24 protein-coding genes are annotated in these 26,598 nt (G+C 33.4%); 14 read left to right on the top strand and 10 right to left on the bottom strand.

Translation table 11 applies throughout. From position 1 onward, the window contains the following. Positions 1 to 78 precede the first annotated feature (78 nt). Complete coding sequence (locus ACFO3N_RS20850; RefSeq protein WP_379800838.1) at positions 79 to 420, top strand: hypothetical protein; 342 nt, start codon at positions 79 to 81, stop codon at positions 418 to 420. 12 nt (positions 421 to 432) lie between these two features. On the opposite strand, the gene ACFO3N_RS20845 is transcribed toward ACFO3N_RS20850, so the two are convergent. The 4 genes from ACFO3N_RS20845 to ACFO3N_RS20830 form a co-directional block, all read right to left on the bottom strand. Then, a complete protein-coding gene (locus ACFO3N_RS20845) occupies positions 433 to 954 on the bottom strand; it encodes a GNAT family N-acetyltransferase (RefSeq protein ID WP_379800837.1) in 522 nt (173 codons plus the stop codon). 11 nt (positions 955 to 965) lie between these two features. Further along, positions 966 to 1,595, bottom strand: coding sequence for an MgtC/SapB family protein (locus ACFO3N_RS20840; RefSeq protein WP_379800836.1), 630 nt, complete (start codon positions 1,593 to 1,595; stop codon positions 966 to 968). 104 nt (positions 1,596 to 1,699) lie between these two features. Beyond that, entirely contained in the window at positions 1,700 to 2,125 is a 426-nt protein-coding gene (locus tag ACFO3N_RS20835) for a helix-turn-helix domain-containing protein (RefSeq protein WP_379800834.1), read from the bottom strand. A gap of 154 nt (positions 2,126 to 2,279) precedes the next feature. Beyond that, complete coding sequence (locus ACFO3N_RS20830) at positions 2,280 to 4,082, bottom strand: glycoside hydrolase family 2 protein (protein ID WP_379800833.1); 1,803 nt, start codon at positions 4,080 to 4,082, stop codon at positions 2,280 to 2,282. 353 nt (positions 4,083 to 4,435) lie between these two features. Between ACFO3N_RS20830 and ACFO3N_RS20825 the strand changes: the two genes are divergently transcribed. Then, positions 4,436 to 5,278: an SIR2 family NAD-dependent protein deacylase gene (locus ACFO3N_RS20825; protein ID WP_379800832.1), complete on the top strand. Its 843-nt coding sequence runs from the start codon at positions 4,436 to 4,438 to the stop codon at positions 5,276 to 5,278. A gap of 139 nt (positions 5,279 to 5,417) precedes the next feature. After that, on the top strand, positions 5,418 to 5,867 hold the full coding sequence (locus tag ACFO3N_RS20820; protein ID WP_379800830.1) for a hypothetical protein: 450 nt from the start codon (positions 5,418 to 5,420) through the stop codon (positions 5,865 to 5,867). A gap of 150 nt (positions 5,868 to 6,017) precedes the next feature. Here ACFO3N_RS20820 and ACFO3N_RS20815 read toward each other — a convergent pair whose 3' ends face one another. Then, on the bottom strand, positions 6,018 to 6,623 hold the full coding sequence (locus ACFO3N_RS20815; RefSeq protein ID WP_379800829.1) for a 5'-methylthioadenosine/S-adenosylhomocysteine nucleosidase family protein: 606 nt from the start codon (positions 6,621 to 6,623) through the stop codon (positions 6,018 to 6,020). A 170-nt stretch (positions 6,624 to 6,793) separates the two neighbouring features. Between ACFO3N_RS20815 and ACFO3N_RS20810 the strand changes: the two genes are divergently transcribed. The 3 genes from ACFO3N_RS20810 (at position 6,794) to ACFO3N_RS20800 (ending at position 9,145) form a co-directional block, all read left to right on the top strand. After that, positions 6,794 to 7,357 carry a DUF6642 family protein gene (locus ACFO3N_RS20810; RefSeq protein ID WP_177212208.1) on the top strand — a complete coding sequence of 188 codons (564 nt, stop codon included), beginning with the start codon at positions 6,794 to 6,796 and terminating at the stop codon, positions 7,355 to 7,357. Between the two features lies 1 nt (position 7,358). Next, a complete protein-coding gene (locus ACFO3N_RS20805) occupies positions 7,359 to 8,276 on the top strand; it encodes a helix-turn-helix domain-containing protein (RefSeq protein ID WP_379800828.1) in 918 nt (305 codons plus the stop codon). Positions 8,277 to 8,572: 296 nt separating this feature from the next. Then, complete coding sequence (locus tag ACFO3N_RS20800) at positions 8,573 to 9,145, top strand: pentapeptide repeat-containing protein (protein WP_379800827.1); 573 nt, start codon at positions 8,573 to 8,575, stop codon at positions 9,143 to 9,145. A 118-nt stretch (positions 9,146 to 9,263) separates the two neighbouring features. On the opposite strand, the gene ACFO3N_RS20795 is transcribed toward ACFO3N_RS20800, so the two are convergent. The 4 genes from ACFO3N_RS20795 to ACFO3N_RS20780 form a co-directional block, all read right to left on the bottom strand. Then, positions 9,264 to 10,835 carry a DUF4957 domain-containing protein gene (locus ACFO3N_RS20795; protein ID WP_379800826.1) on the bottom strand — a complete coding sequence of 524 codons (1,572 nt, stop codon included), beginning with the start codon at positions 10,833 to 10,835 and terminating at the stop codon, positions 9,264 to 9,266. 37 nt (positions 10,836 to 10,872) lie between these two features. Beyond that, positions 10,873 to 12,675 (bottom strand): RagB/SusD family nutrient uptake outer membrane protein, encoded by a 1,803-nt coding sequence (locus ACFO3N_RS20790; protein ID WP_379800825.1) that lies wholly within the window; start codon positions 12,673 to 12,675, stop codon positions 10,873 to 10,875. A 17-nt stretch (positions 12,676 to 12,692) separates the two neighbouring features. Then, positions 12,693 to 15,938: a SusC/RagA family TonB-linked outer membrane protein gene (locus ACFO3N_RS20785; RefSeq protein ID WP_379800824.1), complete on the bottom strand. Its 3,246-nt coding sequence runs from the start codon at positions 15,936 to 15,938 to the stop codon at positions 12,693 to 12,695. Positions 15,939 to 16,565: 627 nt separating this feature from the next. After that, the gene (locus ACFO3N_RS20780) at positions 16,566 to 17,732 is read right to left on the bottom strand and encodes an MFS transporter (protein ID WP_379800823.1); all 1,167 of its coding nucleotides are present in this window, start codon (positions 17,730 to 17,732) and stop codon (positions 16,566 to 16,568) included. A gap of 103 nt (positions 17,733 to 17,835) precedes the next feature. On the opposite strand from ACFO3N_RS20780, the gene ACFO3N_RS20775 reads away from it, so the two are divergent. The 8 genes from ACFO3N_RS20775 (at position 17,836) to ACFO3N_RS20740 (ending at position 26,436) form a co-directional block, all read left to right on the top strand. Continuing rightward, positions 17,836 to 18,669 (top strand): AraC family transcriptional regulator, encoded by an 834-nt coding sequence (locus tag ACFO3N_RS20775; RefSeq protein ID WP_379800822.1) that lies wholly within the window; start codon positions 17,836 to 17,838, stop codon positions 18,667 to 18,669. A 71-nt stretch (positions 18,670 to 18,740) separates the two neighbouring features. Further along, a complete protein-coding gene (locus ACFO3N_RS20770) occupies positions 18,741 to 19,100 on the top strand; it encodes a hypothetical protein (protein ID WP_379800821.1) in 360 nt (119 codons plus the stop codon). Positions 19,101 to 19,198: 98 nt separating this feature from the next. Beyond that, positions 19,199 to 19,729: a DUF3347 domain-containing protein gene (locus tag ACFO3N_RS20765; RefSeq protein ID WP_379800820.1), complete on the top strand. Its 531-nt coding sequence runs from the start codon at positions 19,199 to 19,201 to the stop codon at positions 19,727 to 19,729. Position 19,730: 1 nt separating this feature from the next. After that, positions 19,731 to 20,291: a helix-turn-helix domain-containing protein gene (locus ACFO3N_RS20760; RefSeq protein ID WP_379800819.1), complete on the top strand. Its 561-nt coding sequence runs from the start codon at positions 19,731 to 19,733 to the stop codon at positions 20,289 to 20,291. A 594-nt stretch (positions 20,292 to 20,885) separates the two neighbouring features. Beyond that, complete coding sequence (locus ACFO3N_RS20755) at positions 20,886 to 23,420, top strand: heavy metal translocating P-type ATPase (protein WP_379800818.1); 2,535 nt, start codon at positions 20,886 to 20,888, stop codon at positions 23,418 to 23,420. 3 nt (positions 23,421 to 23,423) lie between these two features. Further along, entirely contained in the window at positions 23,424 to 25,667 is a 2,244-nt protein-coding gene (locus ACFO3N_RS20750; RefSeq protein ID WP_379800817.1) for a multicopper oxidase family protein, read from the top strand. 100 nt (positions 25,668 to 25,767) lie between these two features. After that, positions 25,768 to 26,163, top strand: a complete 396-nt coding sequence (locus ACFO3N_RS20745) for a hypothetical protein (protein ID WP_379800816.1) — start codon at positions 25,768 to 25,770, stop codon at positions 26,161 to 26,163. Between the two features lie 114 nt (positions 26,164 to 26,277). Continuing rightward, entirely contained in the window at positions 26,278 to 26,436 is a 159-nt protein-coding gene (locus ACFO3N_RS20740; protein ID WP_379800815.1) for a hypothetical protein, read from the top strand. A gap of 69 nt (positions 26,437 to 26,505) precedes the next feature. On the opposite strand, the gene ACFO3N_RS20735 is transcribed toward ACFO3N_RS20740, so the two are convergent. Continuing rightward, a complete protein-coding gene (locus ACFO3N_RS20735) occupies positions 26,506 to 26,592 on the bottom strand; it encodes an IS3 family transposase (protein WP_379796460.1) in 87 nt (28 codons plus the stop codon). Positions 26,593 to 26,598: the final 6 nt, after the last annotated feature.

The following is a 26,598-nucleotide window of genomic DNA, read 5'->3' as shown; positions in this document are numbered from 1 at the left end:
ATTAATTAAGAACACATCAACGTTTCTTTATTATTGACTTGATGGTCTAGCCACTAATCTCTGCATCATTTCTTAAAAATGAAAATAAAAAAAGCTCTGTTTATATTATCTTGTCTCGTTTTAGTCTCCTCCTGTGAAAAGTATAACAGAAGCAAATCAGAAGCATATTTTGAAGGTATAGATTTAGATTTTGTCATTTTAGAAAAGAAACCGCTAAACCATGGGAGAGAAGTTAATTTAAAAATAAAAAACAACAAAAATAATACGATTGAGATTTATTGTGAAGAGAATACTTTATTCGCTTGGCATTACAAAGACTTTGAAATTGGTGACACAATAGTCAAAAAACAAAACGAAGATTTTTTTACAATTCATAAAAGAGACACCATACTATATTTCAAGTTTGGATACAAAAAATAAAATATTTCATTTCTAATTTGGCTTCTCAATTTCATAAATGAAATTCAATTTCGGTTTTTCTCCAAAATAAGCTACTACTTCCTCCGCTATTTTTTCGGCTCCTATTCTTGAAATCGCAATTTGCGAACGAATATTCTCGGCACCAATATGAAATTTCACTTTTGAAACATATTGAAAAAGATAATCCAGCATCGTCTTTTTTACACTTAGGTTAAAACCTTTTCCCCAACAGGAGACAGCATAAAAAGTATAACCAATCAAAATGCTGTTGTCTTCTTGATTAAAATCATAAAATCTTGTACTGCCAACAACTTCGCCAGTTTCTTTACTTATAATTTTAAAAGCGCCTTTACTTTTCATGGCTCCCTCAAAAAAAATTTCAAAGACTTCTTTTTTCCATCGGTCTTTGTTGGGATGCTGTTCCCAAATTTTAGGATCGGAAGCCACTTTGTATAATGCATCAAAATCTTTTTCTTCTAAAGGAGATAGAATGCAAAGATCATTTTCTAAAACGGGTTGTAAATTAAAATTCATTATTCTTATTTTTATAAAACTAATTCCTCAAAAATTGGATCTTGCAAAAGCGAACCATACAGAGATTCTATAGCATGTTTAGAACCATGTATCTGCCATTCTAAAATAATATGATCTACTGTACGGTGTTGCACTAAGAGTTTAGCTTTTATACCGTAAGTCGAAAAAAGCTCTTTACATCTCGCATGACCCGCATCTGAGCGCTTAAAGGTTATTCGAAGCGTTTTATGCTCATTTATTAGGTCAATTTTATCCTGAAGAAAAGTTAGCATCGTTAGAATTATAAGAATCATAAGTGCCGCACAAGCCGAAGCAAAATAATACCCCGCTCCTACTCCCATACTAACCGCCGCTACCGACCATATTGTCGCTGCCGTTGTAATGCCCGAAACATGATTGTCTGATCTAAAGATTACTCCCGCACATAGAAAACCTAAACCGGTTACAATATTAGAAGCTATACGATCTGGATTTCCAGCTCCTCCAATCCATTGGGACATTAATGTAAAAAAACAAGCTCCGACAGAAATCATTATTGTAGTGCGAAGTCCAGCTGCTTTTCCTCTATATTCTCTTTCTGCTCCAATTAAAGCTCCCCAAAATGCTGCTAAAAGCAATCTTATGATAATTTCTACTTCCATTTAAGTCTTGTAATTTTTCCATTAAAATTAAGGAAAAAACACAAAAAAACCTCCAAAATCAAAATGACTTTGAAGGTTTTACATTTACTATTTTATACTAAGGACTATTTTTCTTTCAATAGCTTTTCTAAATATTCAATTTTATCTTTTTCAGCTTGCAACAAACGTTCGTAAAGCTTTTTATTTTCTTCAACAGATTCTATTAATTTATCTAATGGATTAAATGTACATACATTATTACTTCCAAAATTAGTTCCCTGACTATGGCTAAAATCATTTTCTGTGAAAGTATTAAAATAATTAATTACTCCTTCCTCAGAAAAATTCTTAATAGCTTCAACACTTACGCCTAAAGCTTTAGCAACTTGAATTAGTTTCTCTTCATCAATAGTCTCACTATTTTCCATAATAGAAACAGCTTGCTGGTTTGTTCCTAGCGCCTGTGCCAATGCTTCTTGTTTCATGTCTTTCAGTTCACGAATACGGCTTATTTTTCTACCGATGTGATTTGGTCTGGTTAATGTACTCATAGTTCAAAGATAATAATTACGACTTTAAAAATAAGAAATATGTATCTTACATAATTTGTTCTGTATGATACCGAAAAACAGTAAATAGAAACTTATTTTTGCATCATGACAAAAATACAACTTTTCAGACAAAAATAAATTTTAAAAATCCAGTTTACTTATATTCTTTTTCTTTTTGTGCATACCAATCTTTCATAACATAAAAAGCTTTCTTTTTAATTCCTTGATCGGAGACTAAACCTTTGCGGTTAAAGAAATCCTGAATATTGGGCAACTGCCTTCTTGGTGATCTAAAGTCAACCAAAATCCAAGGCGAAACTCCAGCCAAACCTTCAATTCTATTAAACATTTGCGTATTTTGAATATATAATTCTTCTTGATATTCTTCGTTCCAACGTTCTTTTTTATCTCCATGTAAACCTTGTAACGCTTCGCCTCCAAACTCGCTGATGATAACGGGTTTGTTATACGGAATTACCCATTGCATGTCTTTGCAAGATTCGTTGGTTCCTCTGTACCAGCCTAAATATTGGTTGAAACTCACGATATCTACATATTCATTCATATTATCATGAAGCGTATTAATGTTGTTTGAACTCGAAGTAACTTCCATCGCCATACTAATTAAACGAGAATTGTCCTGCGTACGCGCATATTTTGCCAATTTACTTAAGAAAACATCACGATCGTCGCCATGCGGAGTTTCGTTTGCAATTGACCAAATCACAATTCCGCAACGGTTTTTATCTCTATAAATCATATCGTGCAACTGACGTTCGGCATTGGCATACGTATTTGGGTTTGTCCACGAAATGGTCCAATAAACCGGAACTTCAGACCAGATCATTAATCCCATTTTTTCGGCTTCTTTGACCATATTTTCATTGTGCGGATAATGCGCCAAACGAACATAATTACAACCAAATTCTTTTGCCCAAGTCAATAACGTAATGGCATCATTTTGAGACCAAGCTCTTCCAGATCTAAAAGGCGCTTCTTCGTGAATGCTGATGCCGCGTAAAAAGACTTTTTTTCCGTTTAACAGAATTTCCTTGCCTTTGGTTTCGATGGTTCTGAAACCAATTTGGTCGGCAATATTTTCATCTGCTTTAGAAATGGTAACATCGTATAATTTTGGTTTTTCAGGTGTCCATAAAACAGGATTGGCTTTGATTTCAAAAGAGGCAATTCCTTTAGCATCGGTTGTAACGCTTTTTTTAATTTTCAATTCTGGAATGGAAACAGAAACCGTTTGATTTGCTGATTCGCTGTTTAGTTTTATCCAGCCCGAAATTTTTCCTTTTTCTTTTTTATCCAATTGAACCAAATAATCTTCGATATACGTATTCGGAACTTGAGCCAGAGTTACGTCTCTTGTAATGCCGCCGTAATTCCACCAATCCATATTTACGGTTGGCACGTTATCTTTATGGCGTTTGTTGTCGACTTTTACTACTACAAAATTGTTTCCGTCGACCAACAAATCGGTTACATCAAAATTGAAAGGGGTATAACCTCCAATATGTGTTCCTGCCAGTTTTCCGTTTACGTAGACTTTCGCATCATAATTAACCGCTCCAAAATGAAGAATTCCTTTGGTTTTGGCGTCTTTTTTATAATTGAAATCTTTCTGAAACCAAACCGTTCCTTCGTAAAAAAACAATCTTTCGTCTTTCGAATTCCAATCAGACGGAATATCCATAACTGATGAGGTTGCGAAATTATATTCGCTCAACTCTGTAGTATTCCATTTTTTATTTTCGAAAAAGCCATTGTCTTTAAAAGGCTCTAAACGATAATTGTAATATCCGTTTTCGAGAGGATCTACAATATATCTCCATTTTCCGTTTAACGTAATATTGTTTCGAGCTGAAATGTTAGATACCAACGGAATTTCCTGTGCTATTGTTTTTCCCATTAACAGAAAAGTACAACACAGCAATATTATCTTTTTCATAGTTAAAATCATTTTGGTTTTGAGAGTCTTTAGTTAGTAAAATATGAAGATTATAAAGTTAAAAAGTTTCTTTAAAGCTGTATTAAATCAAACTCATTCATTTCTATAAAATACCCCATCAAATACTTATCAGTTTTGTGTTATGAGGCGTATTTACTTTGTTTGTCTTAAAACGATGTATTACCAATAAGAATTTATATGTCGCTCCGCTGGAGCTTTTTGAATCTGAGGATTTAAATTATGCTATAAATATTTTGCTCCGCTGGAGCAATTCATAAAGACTCAGAATTTCTAGATAATAATTTTTAATCTATATTTAATCCAAAAAAGATTTATCCCTTTTTTCATTAAACATGGAACAATTAGAAGACATAATAAAACAAGTTTCCACTAAAAATAAAAGAAACCTTTTTACCTTTTTAACGGGCGCCGGAATTTCTTCTGAAAGTGGAATTCCGACTTATAGAGGTGTTGATGGTATTTGGATCAAGGGAACTAAATTTCATAAACCTGAAGAATTTGGGACTTTTAAATACTTCCAAGAAAATCCCGAAGAAGTTTGGCAATATTCATTGTTTAGAAAAAAAATGTTCGAAAATGCAAAGCCAAATGCAAGCCATTACGAATTGGTCGAAATTGAAAACATTTTAAAAGACAGATTTTATCTAATTACTCAAAACATAGACAACCTACACAGGTTAAGCGGAACAGAAAGAATTTTCGAAATTCATGGAAATAACAGACAAATAAAGTGTTCAAACGGTTGCAGAGAAATTATAAATCTACCTGAGGAAATAAAAGGAAAAGAGATTGATAGAGATTTAACCGAAAGAGAAATAGAGCTTTTAAAATGCAAAAGTTGCGGAAGTTGGATGAGACCAAATATTCTGTGGTTTGACGAATATTATGACGAACAAACAAATAAAAAGTTCAGTTCCTTAAAAATTGCCAAAAATTCTGGAATACTTTTTATTCTAGGAACTTCTGGCGCAACAAATTTACCTGTTGCAATTGCAGAAACAACTTTAAAATATGGCGGAACTATCGTTGATATTAATATAGAAGACAATCAGTTTACGGCTTTGATAAAAGATAAAAAGAATAAAATTATCATTCGAAAAACATCTACTGAAGCTTTAAAATTGATTAAAGAAATGATTAAACATATGCATACTATAGTTAAAACTCCAATATGAGAACAATTATGATACTAACATTCATCTTCCTTACAAACAATATTTTTTCATAAAATTATTTTGACTACAAAAAAGAGCGAAATCTTTTTAATTTAAAGCTATTAAGTAAAAAGCTATATATCTATTATGCAAACAAACAATGATTGATTATAAAAAATTTCTGAAAAGTAAAATAGATCCGAATTGCGGAATATCCGAATTTATCTTAGATTCCGATATCTCCCTTTTTTATGAATATTTAAGTAATGACAAAATTAAAATTTTAGAAAAAGAATATAATAATCCTAGAATAAACTATTATCAATTAAAGATATGGGATAGCGTAATACTGATTTTTAATCATCAAAAGCTTTTAAAAAGTATTATCATAAAGGACAGTCATATCAATTTTGAAGACTATTATATTGGGATGAAATTTGAGGAAGCAATGAGTCGCACTACCTCATTTTATAATGTTGATGATGATGAAGATTCGATTTTTCACGTTTTATTTAAAGGAATAAAATTTAATTTAGATGTAGATTTACATGACAAACTATATATAGGGTCTATCGAAATTTTTGATTTTACTAACAGAGAATATATATAGTTCTGTTTGTTAAGACGAGCCTGCTCCTCAAAGAGTTCATTATGAAAAGCTCCGCAAATGTCTCTTGACTGCCTCTTAATAGTGTCTAACTTTTTAGGTGTATTCTACTCTGGCTTTGCGTATATATATAAAAAACAGAAGCCATTTCAACTAAGAAATGGCTTCTGATTCTTTTATCAATCCTAAAATTTTCCCGTAAGCAATAGCTGCTTTATGAACTTGAATCGTCCAATCTTCTGCAGCATTGTCATCAGCTCCATCAGAAATATATTTTAAACTTAAAAACGGAATATTTTCTTTCATGGCAATCATGGCTAGAGCGTAAGCTTCCATATCAACCACATTGTAAGCGTCTGAACAATGTCCCATTTCGAAATTATCTCCTGTTCCGCAGATTCCTTCTTGAAGATTATCCATTAACAAACCATATTCTAAAAGTGGCGGCAAACCAGAAAGTGGCGTTTCGTATAAAGCAAATCCTAAACCGCAAACGTCCATATCTCTTTGTACAAATTTGGTACAGCAAATTACATCTCCTTTTTGAAAACAGCTACTTCCCGCCGATCCTAGATTTATGATTACAGAGGGCCTTTTCTTTTGAATGGCTTTTGTTAATTCGTAAGCTGCATTTACTTTTCCTATTCCGGTAATTAAGACATTGTGATCTTTAAAAACTTCTGCCGCTTCAGATTCAAGAGCAAAACAGAATAATATATCTTCAATAGCAAATGATGCCGTTTGATTAATTTGTATCATGTGTAATTTATTTTCGGTTTACAAAAATACGTTTAAAAATTTACGATGCTCTAACCTAAATTTAAAATCCAAAAAAGACGTTAAAGTCTGTTTTAGCTATTGGATTTTATGATATAAAAAATACATTTGCGAGAACCAGTAAAAAATTTAAAACCAGAAAGAATAACTGCATGGATAGTGAAAAATTTATTTTCTGCCTTGAAGGCGTTAAAGATATAGACGATCATACCCAGACCAATGTGGTAAAATGTTTGGAAGAATTGGCTATTGACCAAGGTATTTCGAGCATTCATAAAACTTGCGATACGATCGAAGGTTTAGAAGAAAGTCTGAACATTTTGCTTTACGAAGATCATAATTTCAAAGATTATGAAATCATTTATTTAGCCATGCCAGGTCAGGAAAATAATATCTGTCTTCACGATTATTATTATAGCATTGAAGAAATTGCAGAATTGTTTGAAGGAAAAATGAAAGGAAAAATTATTCATTTTGCCAATCTTAAGGTTTTAGATTTAAATGAAGAAGAAGCGCAATATTTCTTAGACATAACAGGAGCGAGAGCCATTTCTGGCTACGGTTCTACGTATAATAAAATTGCCAGCTGCAGCACGATTGACAAAGCTTTTTTTAGCTTGTATCAGGAAAACGACAATTTGATTGAAGTTGTTGAAGATCTGTATGCTAAACATTACAATCTCTGCAAACTGCTTGATTTTAGATTATATTATTAGAATGAAAAAACAGGCAGAGAAAATAAAAACCTATAATCCAAAAGGATTTCGAGAAAAGTTTTTAGGAGAAGACAATCCTATTCATTTGCTTTTTAAATCGAATTCTGATCATTTTTTCTGTTTGGAAATCGAAGAAATGATGCAGATGCAGCATCCTGTTCCGCCTTCGAAACATTCTTGCCATACTTTGATTTTTATTTCGTCAGGTCAGCATGTTATGAAATTGGGGTATCAGGAATATGTCACGACCGATAATGAAATGATTATGGTTCCTGCAGGTCAGATTTTTTCGCTTGATAATGTCAACAACATTCACAAAGGTTATATCTGCCAGTTTCATCCCGATATTTTGATTCGGAAATATGGCAGCCGTGAACTGCTCAATGATTTTGACTTTCTAAAAATTTCAGGAGATCCCAAAATTAAACTTGCTCCCGAAGATATTGTCCCAATTACCAATATTTTGGAACGATTGAAAAAGGAATATTCTGAAAAAACGGTTACAGATTTAAATATTGTTCAGTCGTATCTGATTACTTTGTTTTATGAAATGAATAAAAATGCGGTGAAGACTTCTAAAAGTATTTCGGCGGCAGAAGCAATTACGGGGAAATTTAAAGAATTGATTCATGACCATATTAAAACGCAACATCAGGTCAATTACTATTCCTCGATGCTAAATGTTACTCCCAATCATTTAAACAAATGTGTCAAAAATGTAACAGGAAAATCTGCTGTAAAATGGATTGACGAAAACATATTGCTAGAGGCCAAATATTTATTGTTTCAAACCACACTTTCTGTAGGTGAAATCGCAACGCAAGTTGGCTTTGAAGATCAATCTTACTTTAGTCGATTTTTTAAAAAAGCAGAAGGAATCTCTCCTATTCGGTATCGAAAAATGATTGATAAGTCCTAATTATTGATTATAGAATCCTAACAAATATGCGGGTGTTTTTCAGAAATTTGCTTCCTCAAAAATGCAAATTATGATTTATGTTTTTAAAACTTCCGTTGACACCCCATCTAAATTTGAATTGGCCTCTATACTTCTAAATGAAATATTACCTAATTCTTTGTGGAATTTTGACCTCGAAGATTGCGATAACATTCTGAGAGTTGACAGCGAGCTGAATGTAACCGCATTACTTCAAAACAATAGTATTTTCGATTGTATCGAATTAGAATAAAACTTTACAAGCCTTTTAAATTTATATGGAATCAAAATTATACCAAAACCGAACTTTTGAAACGATTGATTATTCGGATCAGAGTTTAGCCAATGTCGAATTTGTAAACTGCGAATTCATTAATTGCAATTTTTCTAAAAGTGATTTAAGTCATAACGACTTTCTAGATTGCACTTTTAAAAATTGCAATCTTTCTTTGGCTACTTTGAGAAATACGGGATTAAAAAACATCAAATTTATTGGCTGTAAATTAATGGGATTGGATTTTAGCGCTTGCAATAGTTTTTTATTTTCGATGAATTTTCAAGATTGTGTTTTAGACTATTCTACTTTCATTTATAAAAAACTGAAGAAAACCAATTTTATAGATTGCCTTTTAAAAGAAGCTGATTTTTCTAATACCGATTTATCTTTGGCCGTTTTTAAAAACTGCGATCTTTCGGGTGCCACTTTTGTGGAAAGCATTTTGGAGAAAACCGATTTCAGAACTTCCAAAAACTATGCTTTTGATCCATCAGAAAATAAAATTAAAGGAACAAAAGTTTCCCATACGGCACTTGCGGGTTTGCTTCAAAAATTTGATTTATCCATAGAATGATTTTTAGTTTTCAGTCGCAGTCACAGTTTTCAGTAACTGAAGACTATTTCTAAAATTAAAAAGCGGGATTACAAACTAAATTGTATCCCGCTTTTCTCTATTTAATCAACCACGATTTTTATTTTATCCAACGTGGATCTCCCACTTTTCTATCAATTAATGTTTGATTTTTAACTGTAAAATCACCATTTACTGCATTCGTAAATTGAGGATCTAATACAGTTGCAGAAGCATCTGGTCTATTATTACCTGTTGTTATCTGTAAATTAGGCGAATTGAAATTATTATTATTTGCAAACCCTGGAGCAGCCGTTGCAGTAGAGTTGGTATAAACTGCAGATCCAACTGCTAATAATGTATTACGTACTGTAGATAAATTAGAAACAAAACGTATATACAAAATTCTACTTGCTGCTGGTAATGTAGGTGCATAGATTGTACATCCATCGATTAGCACATTACTTGTTAATCCAGTTCCTGTTAATCCTGAAGCAGCATCTAAACGGATGAAATCACGTGATGAACAGGTGTCAAATGTACTTTTTGTTAAAGAAACACTTGCCACATAAGTAGTTCTGAAGTCAATAAAATCAGCACCTGCATTAACGTTTACATTTTCAATAATACTATTATCCACAGAGAATGATTTCAATCTTGCTGAGGCATTTCCGTAGATTAATTGAGAAGGATAATCATGAACATAACATCCGCTTATTAAAACATCTCCTAAACCTGTAGCCGCTGCTGTCGCAATTGCTATTGCTCCACCAGTTGTACCAGTTCCGTTTAAGTCTAAATCGATTAATGAAAGGTTAACCACTTCACTTGAATTAGCCGGATTATTAGCCAACGTAAAATTAACTTTTAGTTTTGGTTTGTTTTCTGGTCTTAAACCTCTTAACGTTATTGTTTTATTTATTGCAATTGTTCCCGTTTGAGCTGTATAATCTCCTGGCATGAAAACTAAAACAGATCCAGATGGCGCATCAATAATTTTCTGAAGGAAATTATCTCCTTCTTTAACTAATATTCCTGTTCCAATGTCAATTCCAGTAGTAAAAGTTGCATTACCCCTTTTCTTTGTTCCGTTTAATAAAATTGCAGTATAAGCAGTTTCTGGTGTTAAGCCTGTGATTGTAGCTACCCCAGCTGTCTTTTCAGCTGCTGTAATGGTGTGCGCAATATTTCCAGGCATAGCAGTAATTTGTGTTACAGCGCTATTTGGAGTCCATCTCAATGTAACTTGAGTTGCTTGAATATCTGCATCTTGAACAGGGAACATGATCTGCTCAGATAATGTTGTAGCTGTTATAACCGACCATTTAGAATCTGCTAAGCCAGAAGTAACTGCTTTTACTCTAATAGAATAAACCGTTTCTCCCTCTAATGCTACTTTTACAGGAAGTTCTGTAGGAGCAACATTTATCGTTTTGTAAATTGTAGCGAAGCTTGGATCATCGGCACTAAATTCAACTACATAATGATCTGCATTTTCATCTGCTTTAACCGTCCAATCTAACTCAACCGTGGTTGAGTTTCTGATAGTAGCTTTAAGTCCGATGGGAGAAAATTCTCTTGTATTTCCTATACCGTCTAATAACGCTTCATTATAACTTTCACAGCTAGAAATTGCAACTGAAAGAAGTAATACGGTTATTAATCCTTTAAATATATTTATTGTTTTCATCATAATAACTTATAATTTATTATTAGTTTTTTGAAAGATTTTAATAACCGTAATCATTTTTTAACTGACCATTACTTGCATCAAGAAATACTTGCCATATTGGCCAGAATTGTCTCTCATCAGGATTTACTCCCGCTTTATACAATGAAGCTATCTTAGCATCTGCAGCAGTTCCTGTCCATGTCCACGCAGTAGAAGAATACAATGCTCCTGGATTTGTAGTTTCTCCACGATTAAGTCCATAGATATCTAAACTTACATTATCTGACTGATATTTATAGTACAAAGTAGCTGGCACATCTGCATATTGTCCTGTACGAGTAGATAATTCTGCCATTTTTTGCTTTGCTTTATCTAAGTTTGTTTTAAGCAAATTCCAACGGATAAGCGCTTGTTTACGTTCCATCTCTCCTGTAAACTCATATTTATTTTCTTCAACCAGAGCATTAAACATTGCATCTTTGCTCGTTAAGGCATTTACATAAGATTCAACCTTAGTCGCTTGATCTGCTGTAGAAAATGATCTTCTGCGAATTTCTTTCAAATAAGGCATTGCTGCACTTGGACCTTCTAATTCGTTTGCTGTTTCAGCAGCAATTAAAAGCACCTCAGCATAACGCATGTACATTTTATTAACCCCGTCATCATTAGTTGAAGTTACATAACGTTTCATCCATTCGTAACGATATTTACCAAAATACCATGTATCTAGAGTACCCAATTCTTGTTTTGCAATACCATTTACTGCTGCACCATATTTGTAAGGTACGCAAGTAACATTTCTACGTGTATCTGCTTGATCATAGTCATAGAAAACAAATGGCAATGGTCCTGCTACACCTCCACGGTTAGCTCCATTAGCTTGAAATTGATCAGCTGCTGCAGTGTGTTTTACTGCAAAAGTGAATAACATTCTACCACGCCCATCAGAAAAAGGAAGCTCCCAAAGAGATTCTCCTCCTGCAGCAGTATTTTCTTCATTGTATTTTCTCCATAATCCTTCAAAAGTAGATTCTAAACGAGCAGAACCACTTTGAATTACCTCGCGAGATTCTTTTAATGCCAATGCATACATGTTGGCAACTGAAAGTTCTGGATCACTACTTCTTCTTACTCCATCAGGATATTGCTGATAACCACTTGCTGCTAAAGCCAAACGTGCTCTAAATGCTTTTACAAAAGCTTTATTTACATGTTCTACTGTATTTGTATAAGCAGTTTCGTTAGGCCATGCCACCAATGTTGATGCCTCACCTAAATCTGCAATTAATTGTTTGTAAATAACATCTCTACTCGCTTTAGGCAAATATAATGTTGCAGTAGTGATAGGCTCAAAACGAGCTGGAACATCACCCCAAGACTTAAGCAAATCGGCATAATAGATTGCTCTTAATGTTAAAGCTTCTCCTAGTAGTTGTCCCATTTCTGAGCCTGGTGTAGGATTCCCATATTGACGTAAACCCTTAATACAAATATTTGCACGCTCAATACCTGAATACATCATTGAATATGCATTGTTCGTAGTATTCATCTCCGTATTAGTTGGCTTTGCATCATACACACACAAATCTGCTTTATCTCCTGCTGTTTGCGAAGTATTGTACCATTCTACATCTGTATTTAATCCATAATATGGTAAAAATCTTCCTCTATAAGAATTGGTCTCTGCGAATGGCACTTTTATTCCGTCAATAGCTCCTTTTGCAAGTGCTACTTCAGAAAATATCAAAGATGGTTCTAATGTTGACTTTGCATCTGTTTCTAAATAGTCATCTTCAAATTGCTGGCAAGAACTAAATAAAGCCGCAATAATCAATCCCGCTATTATTATTTTATGTTTCATTTTGTGATCGTTTAAAATTAGAAATTAAGATTCATTCCAAAAATCATCTGTCTGCTTCTTGGATAAGGACTTGAATCTACCCCTGGTGTAAGTGGATTTTTTCTTTTTGTTGAAACTTCAGGGTCAGAACCTTTAAAGTCAGTCCAAACAAAAACATTGCTAGCCGTTAAATAAAATCTCAATTTTGAAATTCCTAGTTTAGATGTAAACATTTCAGGTGTAGTATACCCTAATGTTAGAGTATTCAATCTTAAAAAAGAAGCATCTTCAACTGCCCAATCAGTAAAAATAGCAGATCTCATATAAGGAGACCACATTGTTGTATTAGCATTAAGAGCTGCTAAAGCTTCAGGATTATCTGTTACTAATTGTCCTGTTGCTGGATCTAAGTTAGTCCATCTTTGACCATCAGCCATAGTAGAATTTAAGTTTTTATATCTTCCTGAAGCTGTAGCTGTCGAAAATTCAATTTTATCGGCATTATATATCTCATTACCAATACTCCAATTAAAAGCAGCCATTAAATCAAAACCATAAGCATTACCATTAATCACAAAACCTCCTGTGCTTTTAGGATTAACATTACCAATAACGGTTTTATCGTTTACATCTACTTTGCCATCTCCATTAATATCTTTTAATTTCATATCTCCAGGCTTAAGACTACTTCCGTCTCCCACTAGTGAAGTAGAGGTATTAACTACTCCGCTTTTCAAAACATACTTTCCTCCAACATAATCAAAGTCTGAAACTTCATATCTACCATCATTTCTATAACCGTACATACTACCCAACGAAGAACCCACTGCTACTAAATAATCATCTCCAATTTGTGAAGAAGCCCATCCTGTTGCTTGTCCAAAATCACTCATAACTCCTAAAGAGTTAATACGATTTTTGTTTATTCCCATATTGAATGAAAAGTTTAATCCGTATTTCGCTTTTTCAATTGCAACTACATTTATAGTAGCTTCAAAACCTGTATTTTGTGTTTCTCCCATGTTACGATATTGGAAATCATATCCAACTCCTGAAACTGGAAAGTTGATTAATAAATCACTTGTAATATTTTTATAAACATCAAAATTACCACTTAAGCGATTTTTGAAAAATGCGAAATCTAAACCAAAGTTTTGAGTTACTGTTGTTTCCCATTTCAAATCAGGGTTAGGCATTGTTTTAGAAGGCGCCCAAACACTAGTAACACCGTTAATCCAGGTAGTTGCTGTAGATTGGAAAATTTGTACTTGCTGTCCAACAGGAATATTATTATTTCCTGCTTCTCCATAACTTGCTCTTAATTTTAAAAGACGTAGCCAGCTTTTATTTTTTAAGAAATTCTCTTCAGAAAGTTTCCATCCTGCAGCAAATGCTGGAAAATATCCCCAACGATTTTGCTCTTGGAATTTACTAGAACCATCTGCACGGAATGTAGCTGTGAAAATGTAACGGTTTTTGTAATCGTAATTTGCACGTCCAAAAAATGACAATAATCTATCATCAGGACTGTAATAGTTATCTACTGATTGTGGAGTTCCTTGTGTTGTTAATGTTTTTGCTTTTTCAAAATCAAAAAAAGTAGGATATCCATGAATTGTATTTGTAAGCGTATTTGATGTATAATTAATGCTTTCTTCTCCAACAAGAGCTGTCAAATGATGATCTTCTCCCATTATTTTTTTGAAATCATAATTCAACGTATTAGCATTTCTAAAACGTTTCTCTTTACTATCTGACATAATCATTGCAGGCATATTCTGTAACGTCGCCAGCGGTGAATTAGCCACATAATAAGTAGTAAGACCATAAAAGCGATAATCCTGATTATTAAAATTATCTAGACCTAAATCTACTTTCAATTTTAAATTGTCTACAATCTCCCATCCAAAACTTCCTAACATATTAAAGTTTTTACGAAACTGTTGACGATTATTATCCGAAATAGATGTAAAAGGATTTATTAACATATCTGTTCCATCCCCATTAACATCTTCTGAAGTTAACCCCGCAACCGGAAGTGGCGCATAACCCACAATAGTACGCATACGTGAATCTGATGAAGATTTCTCATTTTGTTCATTTACACCACCACCATCAATTTCAGTATCTGAATAACGCACAGTAAAACCAACATCTATCTTATTACTTATTTTGCTTTTTAAAGCTAATGCTAAGTTATTTCTTTTGTAGTTTGAACCAATCATAATCGCCTTTTCATCGTAATGAGCATAATTAAAGTTATAATTAAGCTTATCCGTTCCACCTCTAATTCCTAGATCACGACTTTGAACTTCTCCTGTGCGTCCAAAAATTTGCTCTTGCCAATCATCACCTTTAAGACCTTGGTACAAATCGTGATCTTGCCAATTTCCAAAATACTTTGTATAGCTGTCTGGGTTAGAAGGTACTTTAGTTCCGCTTTGCGAAAGCAAGGCATATTCATATTGCCATTTCGTATAATCCTCTGGAGATAAAACATCAATTTTATTCGCCATCTTTTTCATACCGTAAAACATATTAAAGTTTACGGCCATTTTTCCATCTTTTCCGCTTTTTGTTGTAATAAGAATTACCCCATTTGCACCACGTGATCCGTAGATTGCAGTTGAAGCAGCGTCTTTTAAAACGGTCATTGTTTCAATATCAGATGAAGAAATATCATTCATATTATTGATAGGGAATCCATCTACAATAATTAAAGGCGAAGCGTCTTGAGTAAGTGAACCTCCTCCACGAACTCTAATTTTAATATCAGCATCTGGAGAGCCCTCTGCTGCAGTTACCTGCACACCGGCAATTCTACCCGTTAAAGCTTCAGCAACATTGGCCACTGGCACTTTTTTCAAATCAGCACCTGAAATAGTAGAAACTGCACCAGTTAAATCAGATTTCTTAGCTGTTCCGTATCCAATTACAACAACTTCATTTAAGTTGTTAGAATCTTCAGACATCGTTGCGTTAACCTTCGTTTTTCCCTCGGCAGAAATGTCAATGTTTTTGAATCCTATAAAAGAAAAACTTAATACTGCTTTCGGATTGGTTAGTTTTATTTTGTAATGCCCGTCAAAATCGGTAGAAGTTCCGTTCTTAGTTCCTTTTTCTAAGACGTTTACCCCAGGAAGAGAAAGTCCCGCAGCATCCTTCACGGTTCCCTCTATCGTTGTGCCCTGCGCGTGTACTTGACTACCGATCAATAAGCACAGTAAGAAAACAAGTTTAAAGCAAAAATTTGCTCCTTTGTTTAATAGTTCTTTAAAGTTCATGGTTGATTGTTTAAGTTATTAAAAGTTTTTTCTTTTTGGTTTAAGTGTTTTTTTGTGGTTACTTTCAATTCATTTTATAGTTAATTTTTGTTGTTTTATTTTAACAGTAATTTTTCTACCTCCTCACTAAAGCTTTATTTCTGCTCTCTTTTCCGTCTTTCTACTTAATCGATTTCGAACAATCAAAAAAAAGTTGTAATCGATTACACAAACATAGATATTTTTTTCAAACGAAAAATAAAATTTCCCAAAAATTTCATAAAAAAAATTACATATTGAAAATTTTATTGCTTTTTTATGTGGGATATATAATTTATATCGACTTAAAATATTAAAAATATTATTATTAATCGTTCATTTGATTCTGTTTTGCAAAAAAAACAATCGATTACATGAATATTAATTACGAAATTATTAGGTGTTAATTTTACACTTAAAAAGTTAAAGTGATCCTAAAAAAAATTAAATTAGAAAGAAAGAAGCTTCTTATTTTAAAGTGTATTTTCTGACTAGAAGGCGTCTGATGAATAACCCGAAGAAGAGTTTGAGCTTTAATTAATTCGTTTAAGGCACAAAAAAAGCCCTTAAACAAAAGTTAAGAGCTAAGAAAAATGAATATTTTTAAAGTTACACAGGCTGCATCTGAACTTGTTTTTGATGCAACCTCATCAATATGAATGTAATGATCATTCCGATTACCGACATCACAACTCCAATAAGATTTGGAGACGAATAACTGAATCCCGCAGCCAAAGGTAATCCGCCAAGAAAAGCACCTAAAGCATTACCAATATTAAAACTTCCTTGAAGTGATGCCGAAGCAATCATTTCTGCTCCTTTTGCTGTACGTATCATCAGCATCTGAATCGGTGCAATAACCGAGAATGAAATCGCTCCAGTTAAGAAAGTAAGAAACAGTGATACATATTGATTGAATGAGAAAAAGTAAACTAGAATTAAATCTAAAGACATTACTAACAATAAAGCTAATGTAGTTGGCGCTGGCGAAAAACGATCTGCCAATTTACCTCCTACAAAATTACCAACCACCATTCCTAGTCCTGCTAAAATCAGGATAGACGAAACGTCTTCTGGTGAAAATTTAGACACATTAATTAATAAAGGAGCAATATAACTGATCCAGGCAAAAAGACCTCCAAAACCAATTGCGGTAATTCCGATAATTAGCCAAGCTTCTGTTTTCTTAAAGAACTGGAGTTGTGTTTTCATATTTACACTTTCTCCTTTTTCAAGATTTGGCATCCAAAGATAAATTGCCAAAAAAGTCAATAATCCAACAATAGCAATTAATATAAAAGTATAACGCCAAATAAAATGATGACCTATATAAGTTCCAATTGGCACACCTATTAAGTTGGCAATCGTTAAACCAGCAAACATTATAGAGATTGCCTGCGCTTCTTTTCCTTTATCTGCCAAACGGCTTGCGACTACCGCTCCCACTCCAAAGAATGCTCCATGCGGTAATCCAGATAAAAATCTAGACGCAAATAAAATATTATAATCGGGAGCAATAATGGACAATGCGTTAAAAACGGCCAACATTAAAGCTAAAATTAAAAGCATTTTTTTAGGTGCATAATTTCTTCCTGCGATTACTAACAAAGGCGCTCCAATAACAACTCCAAGTGCATAAGAAGAAATTAAATATCCTGCAACCGGGATTGAAACTTTCATATCTGAAGCAATATCTGGGAGCAATCCCATCATTACAAATTCTGTAATACCAATAGTTAACCCTCCTAAAGAGAGCGCAATAAGACTTTTTTTCATTTTGATTTATTGTAGAAAGGAATAGATTTCTACGAAGCAAAATTAACACCGTTAGCCTTAAAAAAAATTGTAAATTTGTGACATAAAATTGTATATTTAAGTTATGCCTAAATTAAATCAGTTTAAAACGCTTGTTCTTGATGAATTTGAAGAAGAGAAGTTTCATCTTCCTCCGCATACGCATACGTATTATGAAATCATCTATATAAAGAAAGGAAGCGGAATTCATCACCTCAATCATAATCTGCTTCCATATAAAGCTGGAGATCTATTTGTTATTTCGCCAGACGACGAACATTATTTTGATATAAAGAAAAGTACCCGATTCATTTTCATCAAATTCACCGATAATTACTTCAATTCTAAACAAAATCTTACTTGCGATGAATTTTTAGTAAATACTCCCGAAAGCTTCATGCGCGATAAAATCCTAAAAGAAACGGTTTTGAAGTTTGATGAACCTTGCAAAACGATTTTAAAAAACACGGTTGAAAACATCGTAACATATGGACATTATATAGATGTTACCTCATCTCCCATTGTTTTCTATCAGATTCTTTCTCTCTTTGGTTTAATTAAAGAAACAATTCGAGGAATGAATTTACAGATGAAATCGACTCATTTGGATAGCGAACAAATTGCGAATTACATTCATCAGAATATTTATCAACCCAAACTGGTTCAGGTAAAAGTGATTGCGGATCATTTTAATATTGCTCAAACCTATTTTAGTGCTTATTTCAAAAGAACTTTCAGCATAAGTTACCGCGAATACATTCATAATTTAAGAACGACTTTAATCGAAAAAAGATTTCATAACAATCAATTGCCAATAAAACAGATTGCCTACGAATTTGGTTTTACAGATGAAAGCCATTTGACGAATTATTTCAAAAAGCGTAAAAACATGAAACCAACTGATTTTAAGAAACTGTAGTTATCGAAATCTTAAAAAGTAATTTCTCCACACATTTTTAACTAAATTTGTACTTCTAAAAAACAATTTCTTTGAAAAAGAAAATCCATATAATGCTGCTTTTTATAACACTCAGTTTCTTTTTGAACCCGAGTTATACTTACGCATGCAATATGGTGCATCATAAAGAAATTGCTTCTAAAGAAGAAAACAGCTGTTCTAAAAAATGCTGTGAAAAGAAAACTTCAAAACAGGAAAAACACAATTGTGACGGAAAATGTCGTCATTCTGGCTGCACAACTTCTTCATTGCAATTTGTTATTTTAACTTCAAATGATCTTGATTTACAAAACGATGTTTTTAATTTTTCTTTAAAAAACGCGATTTCATCTTACAGCAATTCTACAATTTCTTCTGGATTTACTTCTATTTGGCTCAAGCCGAAAATATAATTATCGTATTGATGACAGCCCATATTGGGTCTTTTTTAGAACTAAATTTTTAATTAATTTTAAAGGAAATAAAATCCTTTACCTAAATATTATACACAATGAAAAAATCAATCATAGCTTTAGCAACAGTACTTACAGTATTATTTAGCGCCAATAACATTCAGGCAAATACAGCAAAATTAGAATCGGGAACAACAGAAATCGTTGATTCGAGTCAGCTTCAATCTGTTTACGATGCTTATTTTACTGTAAAAGATGCACTTATTAAAAGTGACAGCAAATTGACTTCGGCGAAAGCCAAAGACTTACTGACAGCTATTACAGCAGTAAAAATGGACAAACTAAAAAGCAACGAACATACGGTTTGGATGAAAGTGGTTAAAAAACTAACTGCCGATGCTAAAAGTATTTCAGCAACAACAGATCTTAAAAAACAACGTGAGACTTTTAAATCTTTATCTAAAAGCACTTACGATCTTATAAAAGTTTCTAATCCAGAACAGCCAATCTACAAACAATATTGCCCAATGGCAGATGCTGATTGGTTGAGCAAAGAAAAAGCAGTTAAAAATCCGTATTACGGTTCTTCTATGCTGACTTGTGGAAATGTGGTAGAAACGATTAAATAATATGAAGCTTTACATCAAAAATATGGTGTGCAGCCGATGCAAAATGGTAGTGAAGTCTGAGTTCGAAAAGCTCGGACTTCAAACTATCTCTGTTGAATTGGGTGAAGTCGAACTGGAAAAAGAAATCAGCGACGAGCAAAAAGAAGTTTTATTAGAAAACCTTCAAGTTTTAGGTTTTGATTTAATTGACGATAAAAAAACAAAAACCGTCGAAAGAATAAAAAATCTGATTGTCGATTTAGTGCATCATAAAAACAACGAACTTAAAATCAACTTATCTGATTATTTGGCAGAAAACTTAAATCAGGATTATAATTCGTTAAGCAACTTATTTTCGGAGATTGAAAATACCACGATTGAAAAGTATTTCATCAGTCAGAAAATTGAAAAAGTAAAAGAATTATTGATTTATAATGAGCTTTCGTTAAGCGAAATTGCAGATATTCTCAACTACAGCAATGTGGCACATTTGAGTAATCAATTCAAGAAAATTACTGGCTTTACTCCTACTTCATTCAAACAATCAAAAGATAAAATGCGTATTCAGATCGAGAATTTATAGTTTTTTGATTTTTAACCGCAAAGAGCGCAAAGGTTTACGCAAAGTTCGCAAAGACTTTTTTATTTAGCCACAGATTATGAGGATTAAAAAGATTTTAAAATCTGTGTTAATCTTTTTAATCTGTGGCTAAATTTTTATTCGCAAAGTTCACAAAGCATACAGATAAAGCTTTGAGAACTTTAAAAATCTCAAAACAAACAAAAACTTAGCGCTCTTTGCGTAAATTCTTTGTCCGCTCTGCGTTAAAAAAACAGCATTTTCAGATCGACAGTATATAGTGTTTATTGAACCGCAAAGAGCGCTAAGAATTACGCAAAGTTCGCAAAGACTTTTTTATTTAGCCACAGATTATGAGGATTAAAAGGATTTTAAAATCTGTGTTAATCTTTTTAATCTATGGTTAACTTTTTATGCGCAAAACTTTAAGAACTCCCTAATCTAAAAAAAATAAACCTTCGTGTGCTTTGCGTAAACCTTTGCGCACTTTGCGGTTAAATAAAATTTTGTAAATCTTACAAATCATTCCCAAAATTCTACAAATCAAACTCACAGATACTTCGGAAATTTGCATTGTAATACTTAAAAACCAATACAATGACTCATCAATATATAATTTCAGGAATGTCTTGCAACGGATGTCGAACCAAAGTAGAAAAAACTTTAAATGAACTTGAAGGCGTTCAGGCGGAAGTAACTTTAAATCCTCCAACGGCTACCATAACGATGGATAAGCACGTTCCTACTGAAAAGTTTCAGGAAGTTTTATCTGCAGCTGGAAAATATACTATTGAAATGGATTCTCCAAAAAATCATGGAGAAACTGCTAAATCTTGCTGTTCTGTCCATAAAAAAGAGCATCACGATTATCAGCATAAAGCAGAAACTAAAAAAGTACATCAGCACAGTGCAAATGGCGTTTATTACTGCCCCATGCATTGCGAAGGCGACAAAACGTACAACAAACCCGGAGATTGCCCAGTCTGCGGAATGGACTTAGTACCGCAAGTTGCTATAACTGCAACACAATTTACTTGTCCAATGCATCCTGAAATCGTTTCAAACGAGCCAGGCGATTGTCCGATTTGCGGAATGGATTTGGTTCCGATGCAAGCTTCTGAAAGTGAAGAAAACAAAACCTATTCTGATTTATTGAAAAAAATGAAAATTGCGATTTTGTTTACACTTCCTATTTTCATTATCTCAATGTCAGAAATGATTCCGAATAATCCGCTTTACAATATAATGTCTATCGAAAAGTGGAATTGGGTTCAGCTTTTATTTTCGATTCCCGTTTTGTTTTACGCAGGATGGATGTTTTTCGTTCGCGCTTACAAATCTATTGTGACTTGGAATTTAAATATGTTTACTTTAATTGGAATAGGAACCAGTGTTGCGTTCCTATTTAGTATTGTCGGAATGTTTTTCCCAGATATTTTTCCATCGGAATTCAAATCACATCACGGAACCATTCATTTATATTTTGAAGCAGCGACCGTAATTATCACTTTAGTTTTATTAGGACAATTATTGGAAGCTAAAGCTCACGGACAAACGAATGGCGCGATTAAAGAATTATTAAGATTAGCGCCAACTGAAGCGACTTTAGTTGAAAACGGAGTAGATAAAGTAATCTCTATTCATAATATTAAAAAAGGTGATTTACTTCGTGTAAAACCAGGAGAGAAAATTCCGGTTGACGGAAAAATAACTTCTGGCGAAAGCAGCATCGACGAATCTATGATTACGGGAGAACCAATTCCGGTTGATAAAAAAACTAACGATGCCTTGATTTCTGGAACAATAAACGGTACCAAATCGTTTGTTATGATTGCCGAAAAAGTAGGATCAGAAACCATGTTGTCTCAAATTATTCAAATGGTAAATGACGCCAGCAGATCTCGCGCTCCAATTCAGAAATTAGCCGATCGCGTTTCTAAATATTTTGTGCCAACAGTTGTGATCATTTCGATTTTAACATTCTTTCTTTGGGCAAAATTTGGTCCAGAACCCGCTTATGTTTACGGATTAATTAATGCGATTGCCGTATTAATTATTGCTTGTCCTTGCGCACTTGGACTGGCAACTCCAATGTCGGTTATGGTTGGTGTTGGAAAAGGAGCTCAAAACGGAATCTTGATTAAAAATGCCGAAGCGTTGGAAAACATGAATAAAATTGATGTTTTGATTACCGATAAAACAGGAACAATCACCGAAGGGAAACCATCTGTAGAAAAAATCTACGCCATAAATAATGACGAAGATTTTCTGCTTCAAAACATTGCCTCTTTAAATCAGCATAGCGAACATCCTTTGGCACAAGCCGTGGTCAATTTCGCGAAAGCACAAAATAGTTCATTCAAAGAAGTTCAAGGTTTTGAAACTATTGCTGGAAAAGGTATTTTAGGAACTATCGAAGGCAAAAAAGTAGCTTTAGGAAATAAAAAATTAATGGAAGAAATAGGCGCTTCTGTTTCTAATGATTTAGAACAAAAAGTTGTTGCCGAACAAAATTTAGGAAAAACCATTTCATATATCGCAATTGATACTATTGTTTTAGGCTACGTTGCCATTACTGATGCCATCAAAGAAAACAGTGCAAAAGCGATCAAAGAATTAATCGCTCAAGGCGTTGAGGTTATCATGATGACGGGCGATAATCATAATACCGCAAAAGCAGTTGCAGAACATTTGCATCTAAGTTCCTTTAAAGCAGATTGTCTTCCACACGATAAATTAAAAGAAATTGAACGTCTTCAAGCTCAAGGAAAAATTGTTGCCATGGCGGGAGACGGAATCAATGATGCACCTGCTTTAGCACAATCTAACATCGGAATTGCAATGGGAACAGGAACTGATGTTGCGATAGAAAGTGCTAAAATTACTTTGGTCAAAGGCGATTTAAACGGAATTATAAAAGCCAAAAACCTCAGCCATGCTGTAATGTCAAATATCAAACAAAACTTATTCTTTGCTTTCATTTATAATACTTTGGGCGTGCCAATTGCAACGGGAATCTTATATCCGTTTTTAGGAATTTTGCTTTCGCCGATGTTGGCTGCTGTTGCCATGAGTTTGAGTTCTGTCTCAGTAATTGTAAACGCTTTACGATTGAGAAATTTAAAATTATAATTTATGATTAATATCAAATATATCCTAATACTTTCTTTAATCGCTTTTCAGTTAAGGGCTCAAAAAGTAGTGCGTTACGATTTGTATGTTCGTGATACCATTGTCAATTTTTCAGGTAAAGAAAAACGAGCGATTGCAGTAAATGGACAAATTCCGATGCCGACTTTAACTTTTACCGAAGGTGATACTGCAGAAATCTACGTTCATAACGAACTTAAAAAAGAAAGCACTTCAATGCATTGGCACGGATTGTTTCTGCCAAATAAAGAAGATGGTGTTCCGTATTTAACTCAAATGCCCATAGAACCTGGAACTACTCATAAATATACCTTTCCGATTATTCAGAACGGAACGTATTGGTATCACAGCCATTCTGGTTTACAGGAACAAATTGGTTTGTACGGCCTTTTTATCATCAATAAGAAAAAAGACGATTCGACGATCAGAAAGGGAATTGACGATTTACCAACAATCCCAGTTATTTTAAGCGAATGGTCGGATTTGAAACCGGAGAATATTCAACGAATGCTGCACAATGCCAACGATTGGTTTGCAATTAAAAAAGGAACAACACAAAGTTACTCTGAAGCCATAAAACAAGGACATTTTTCAACTAAAGTGACCAACGAATGGAAAAGAATGAACGCGATGGATGTCAGCGATGTCTATTATGAAAAGTTTCTCATCAATGGTCAAAATGAACAACAGTTTTCTGATCTTAAACCAGGTTCAAAAGTCCGATTGCGAATTGCAAACGGAGGTGCTTCCAGTTATTTCTGGCTAACTTATGGTGGAGGAAAAATCACCGTTGTAGCTAGTGACGGAAATGATGTTGAACCTGTAGAAGTCGATCGTTTGATTATTGCGGTTTCTGAAACCTATGATGTTGTGGTAACGATTCCCGAAAATGCTAAATCTTTTGCTTTTTTGGCTACAGCCGAAGATAGAACAGGATCAGCTTCTTTATTTTTAGGAAATGGAGACAAACAGCCAATTCATCATCTTTCAAAACTAAAATATTTTGAAGGCATGAAAATGATGAACGATATGATGAAAATGAATGGCGAAATGAATGACATGGGTATGAATATGTCTCTGAATAAAATGGACATGAATGCCGTGATGTATCCTGAAATTTCGGGTGAAGATGAGAATGCAAAACCTGCTATGGATCATTCAAATCATAATATGGAAGGCATGAAAATGGAAAACGATAGTACTGAAACCTCTGAAATTGTGACTTTGAATTACGGAATGCTAAAATCTCCGTTTAAAACCAATCTTCCAAAAGATGCGCCAGTAAAAGAATTGCGTTTTACGCTTTCTGGAAATATGAATCGCTACGTTTGGAGTCTGGACAATAAAGTGGTTTCTGAAACCGATAAAATTTTAATTAAAAAAGGAGAAAACGTTCGTATCGTTTTATACAACGGTTCAATGATGCGCCACCCAATGCATTTACACGGGCATGATTTTAGAATTTTAAATGAACACGGTGATTATTCACCTCTCAAAAATGTGATTGACATTATGCCAATGGAAACCGACACCATCGAGTTTCAAGCCAATGCAGATGGTGATTGGTTTTTTCACTGTCATATTTTATATCATATGATGGCTGGAATGGGGAGAATTTTCAGTTACGAAAATTCAGCACCAAATCCGTTGATTCATCATCCGGAAATGGCTTTCAAAATGTTGAAAATGGACGATCGAATGTTTCATTTTATGGCAGAAAATGATTTTGCAACCAATGGAAATGATGGTGAAGCGATGTTTAGCAACACGCGTTGGAGTATCGGAACCGAATGGAGATTGGGTTACAACGACAAACATGGCTATGAAACGGAAACTCACATTGGACGTTATATTGGAAAAAATCAATGGCTGATGCCTTTTATAGGTTTTGACTGGCGTTATCGAAAAATGGGAATGGACGAACAAGAACAAAATCTTTTCGGGCAGAAAAACACCAAAGACAATCGTTCTGTTTTTAGTGCCGGTCTTGAATATACTTTACCAATGCTTATAAAAGCACAAGTTGAAGTGTATACGGATGGAAATGTTCGTTTACAATTTGAACGAAAAGATATTCCGCTTTCGCAAAGACTTCGAATGAACTTAATGTGGAATACCGATAAAGAATATATGGCGGGTTTAAAATACATCGTAGCAAGAAACTTCGGAATTACAACGCATTATGACAGCGATATGGGAATTGGTTTTGGGGTTAATTTGAATTACTAACTGTTTTTTTGAACCATATAAGTAATAAGTTCAGAATTATAACAACTTGTTTAAATAGATTAATTATAGTACTTTTATTACAAATTTAAAATAATTAATTATGAGTTGGGATATTGTTCTATTTAGTTATGCTGAAAAAATAATCTTAATTCAAGATTTGGATGAAGAAAAACTTTTACCAATAGATTTTGACAAAGTACTTCTTGAAAATTGTTCAACAAAAAAAACAGAAGATAAAAATAATAGCAATGATTTCTTTTCTGATTCTATTAATGATAATATTAATTTCCATCTCGATGATGAGCCTAGTAGTATTAAAATGATGGCGCTTTACAGTGAAGAGGCATTATTCAAGATTGTAGAATTAGCAAAAGTTCATAATTGGCAAATTTTCGATACTTCATTAGGTGAAATGTTAGACTTAGAGAATCCTATGAAAAATGGATTTAGCAATCATCAAAAATATGTTAATCAGATTATGAAAAACAGGCAATAAAAATCAATTCACTTTTACCAAAACATTAACAATAAAACTATTCTTACAGATGTAAAATCAGTTTATATTTGATTCACCAATTATAATCTCTAACACAAAAAACATTTAATTAAAATGACAAAAGTTATCACAGTAATGACAGCAGCCTTATTCTCAATTGGCGTAATGGCTCAAGAAACAAAACCAGTCTCAAAAGATAAAGCAAAAAAAGAATCTTGTTGCAAAAAGACAACAGACAAAAAAGATAAAAAATCTTGTTGTGTTAAAAAATAATTGAAACTTAATTTCAAAGAAAAAGACCTCAGTTCTAGAGTGCACCCAAAAGTTTAGACAAATTAATAACTAAGTTTTATAATAATGAGCTCGATATTGTATCGGGCTCATTGCTTTTAGATTAAGTTTTATTCTGTCATTATTATAATAATTAATATACTC

This window comes from Flavobacterium chungangensis (genome assembly GCF_042654045.1).
GTDB lineage: Bacteria > Bacteroidota > Bacteroidia > Flavobacteriales > Flavobacteriaceae > Flavobacterium > Flavobacterium chungangensis.
The sequence above is the reverse complement of the archived record's forward strand: the minus strand, read 5'-3'. Positions and strand labels throughout refer to the sequence as shown.

Coding starts and splice junctions, on each gene's coding strand:
- ACFO3N_RS20745 (WP_379800816.1), top strand. CDS start 25,768: ATGAGTTGGGATATTGTTCTATTTAGTTATGCTGAAAAAATAATCTTA.
- ACFO3N_RS20755 (WP_379800818.1), top strand. CDS start 20,886: ATGACTCATCAATATATAATTTCAGGAATGTCTTGCAACGGATGTCGA.
- ACFO3N_RS20750 (WP_379800817.1), top strand. CDS start 23,424: ATGATTAATATCAAATATATCCTAATACTTTCTTTAATCGCTTTTCAG.
- ACFO3N_RS20835 (WP_379800834.1), bottom strand. CDS start 2,125: ATGAGTACATTAACCAGACCAAATCACATCGGTAGAAAAATAAGCCGT.
- ACFO3N_RS20810 (WP_177212208.1), top strand. CDS start 6,794: ATGGATAGTGAAAAATTTATTTTCTGCCTTGAAGGCGTTAAAGATATA.
- ACFO3N_RS20805 (WP_379800828.1), top strand. CDS start 7,359: ATGAAAAAACAGGCAGAGAAAATAAAAACCTATAATCCAAAAGGATTT.
- ACFO3N_RS20765 (WP_379800820.1), top strand. CDS start 19,199: ATGAAAAAATCAATCATAGCTTTAGCAACAGTACTTACAGTATTATTT.
- ACFO3N_RS20775 (WP_379800822.1), top strand. CDS start 17,836: ATGCCTAAATTAAATCAGTTTAAAACGCTTGTTCTTGATGAATTTGAA.
- ACFO3N_RS20780 (WP_379800823.1), bottom strand. CDS start 17,732: ATGAAAAAAAGTCTTATTGCGCTCTCTTTAGGAGGGTTAACTATTGGT.
- ACFO3N_RS20785 (WP_379800824.1), bottom strand. CDS start 15,938: ATGAACTTTAAAGAACTATTAAACAAAGGAGCAAATTTTTGCTTTAAA.
- ACFO3N_RS20845 (WP_379800837.1), bottom strand. CDS start 954: ATGAATTTTAATTTACAACCCGTTTTAGAAAATGATCTTTGCATTCTA.
- ACFO3N_RS20830 (WP_379800833.1), bottom strand. CDS start 4,082: ATGAAAAAGATAATATTGCTGTGTTGTACTTTTCTGTTAATGGGAAAA.
- ACFO3N_RS20800 (WP_379800827.1), top strand. CDS start 8,573: ATGGAATCAAAATTATACCAAAACCGAACTTTTGAAACGATTGATTAT.
- ACFO3N_RS20815 (WP_379800829.1), bottom strand. CDS start 6,623: ATGATACAAATTAATCAAACGGCATCATTTGCTATTGAAGATATATTA.
- ACFO3N_RS20820 (WP_379800830.1), top strand. CDS start 5,418: ATGATTGATTATAAAAAATTTCTGAAAAGTAAAATAGATCCGAATTGC.
- ACFO3N_RS20850 (WP_379800838.1), top strand. CDS start 79: ATGAAAATAAAAAAAGCTCTGTTTATATTATCTTGTCTCGTTTTAGTC.
- ACFO3N_RS20840 (WP_379800836.1), bottom strand. CDS start 1,595: ATGGAAGTAGAAATTATCATAAGATTGCTTTTAGCAGCATTTTGGGGA.
- ACFO3N_RS20740 (WP_379800815.1), top strand. CDS start 26,278: ATGACAAAAGTTATCACAGTAATGACAGCAGCCTTATTCTCAATTGGC.
- ACFO3N_RS20825 (WP_379800832.1), top strand. CDS start 4,436: ATGGAACAATTAGAAGACATAATAAAACAAGTTTCCACTAAAAATAAA.
- ACFO3N_RS20795 (WP_379800826.1), bottom strand. CDS start 10,835: ATGATGAAAACAATAAATATATTTAAAGGATTAATAACCGTATTACTT.
- ACFO3N_RS20760 (WP_379800819.1), top strand. CDS start 19,731: ATGAAGCTTTACATCAAAAATATGGTGTGCAGCCGATGCAAAATGGTA.
- ACFO3N_RS20790 (WP_379800825.1), bottom strand. CDS start 12,675: ATGAAACATAAAATAATAATAGCGGGATTGATTATTGCGGCTTTATTT.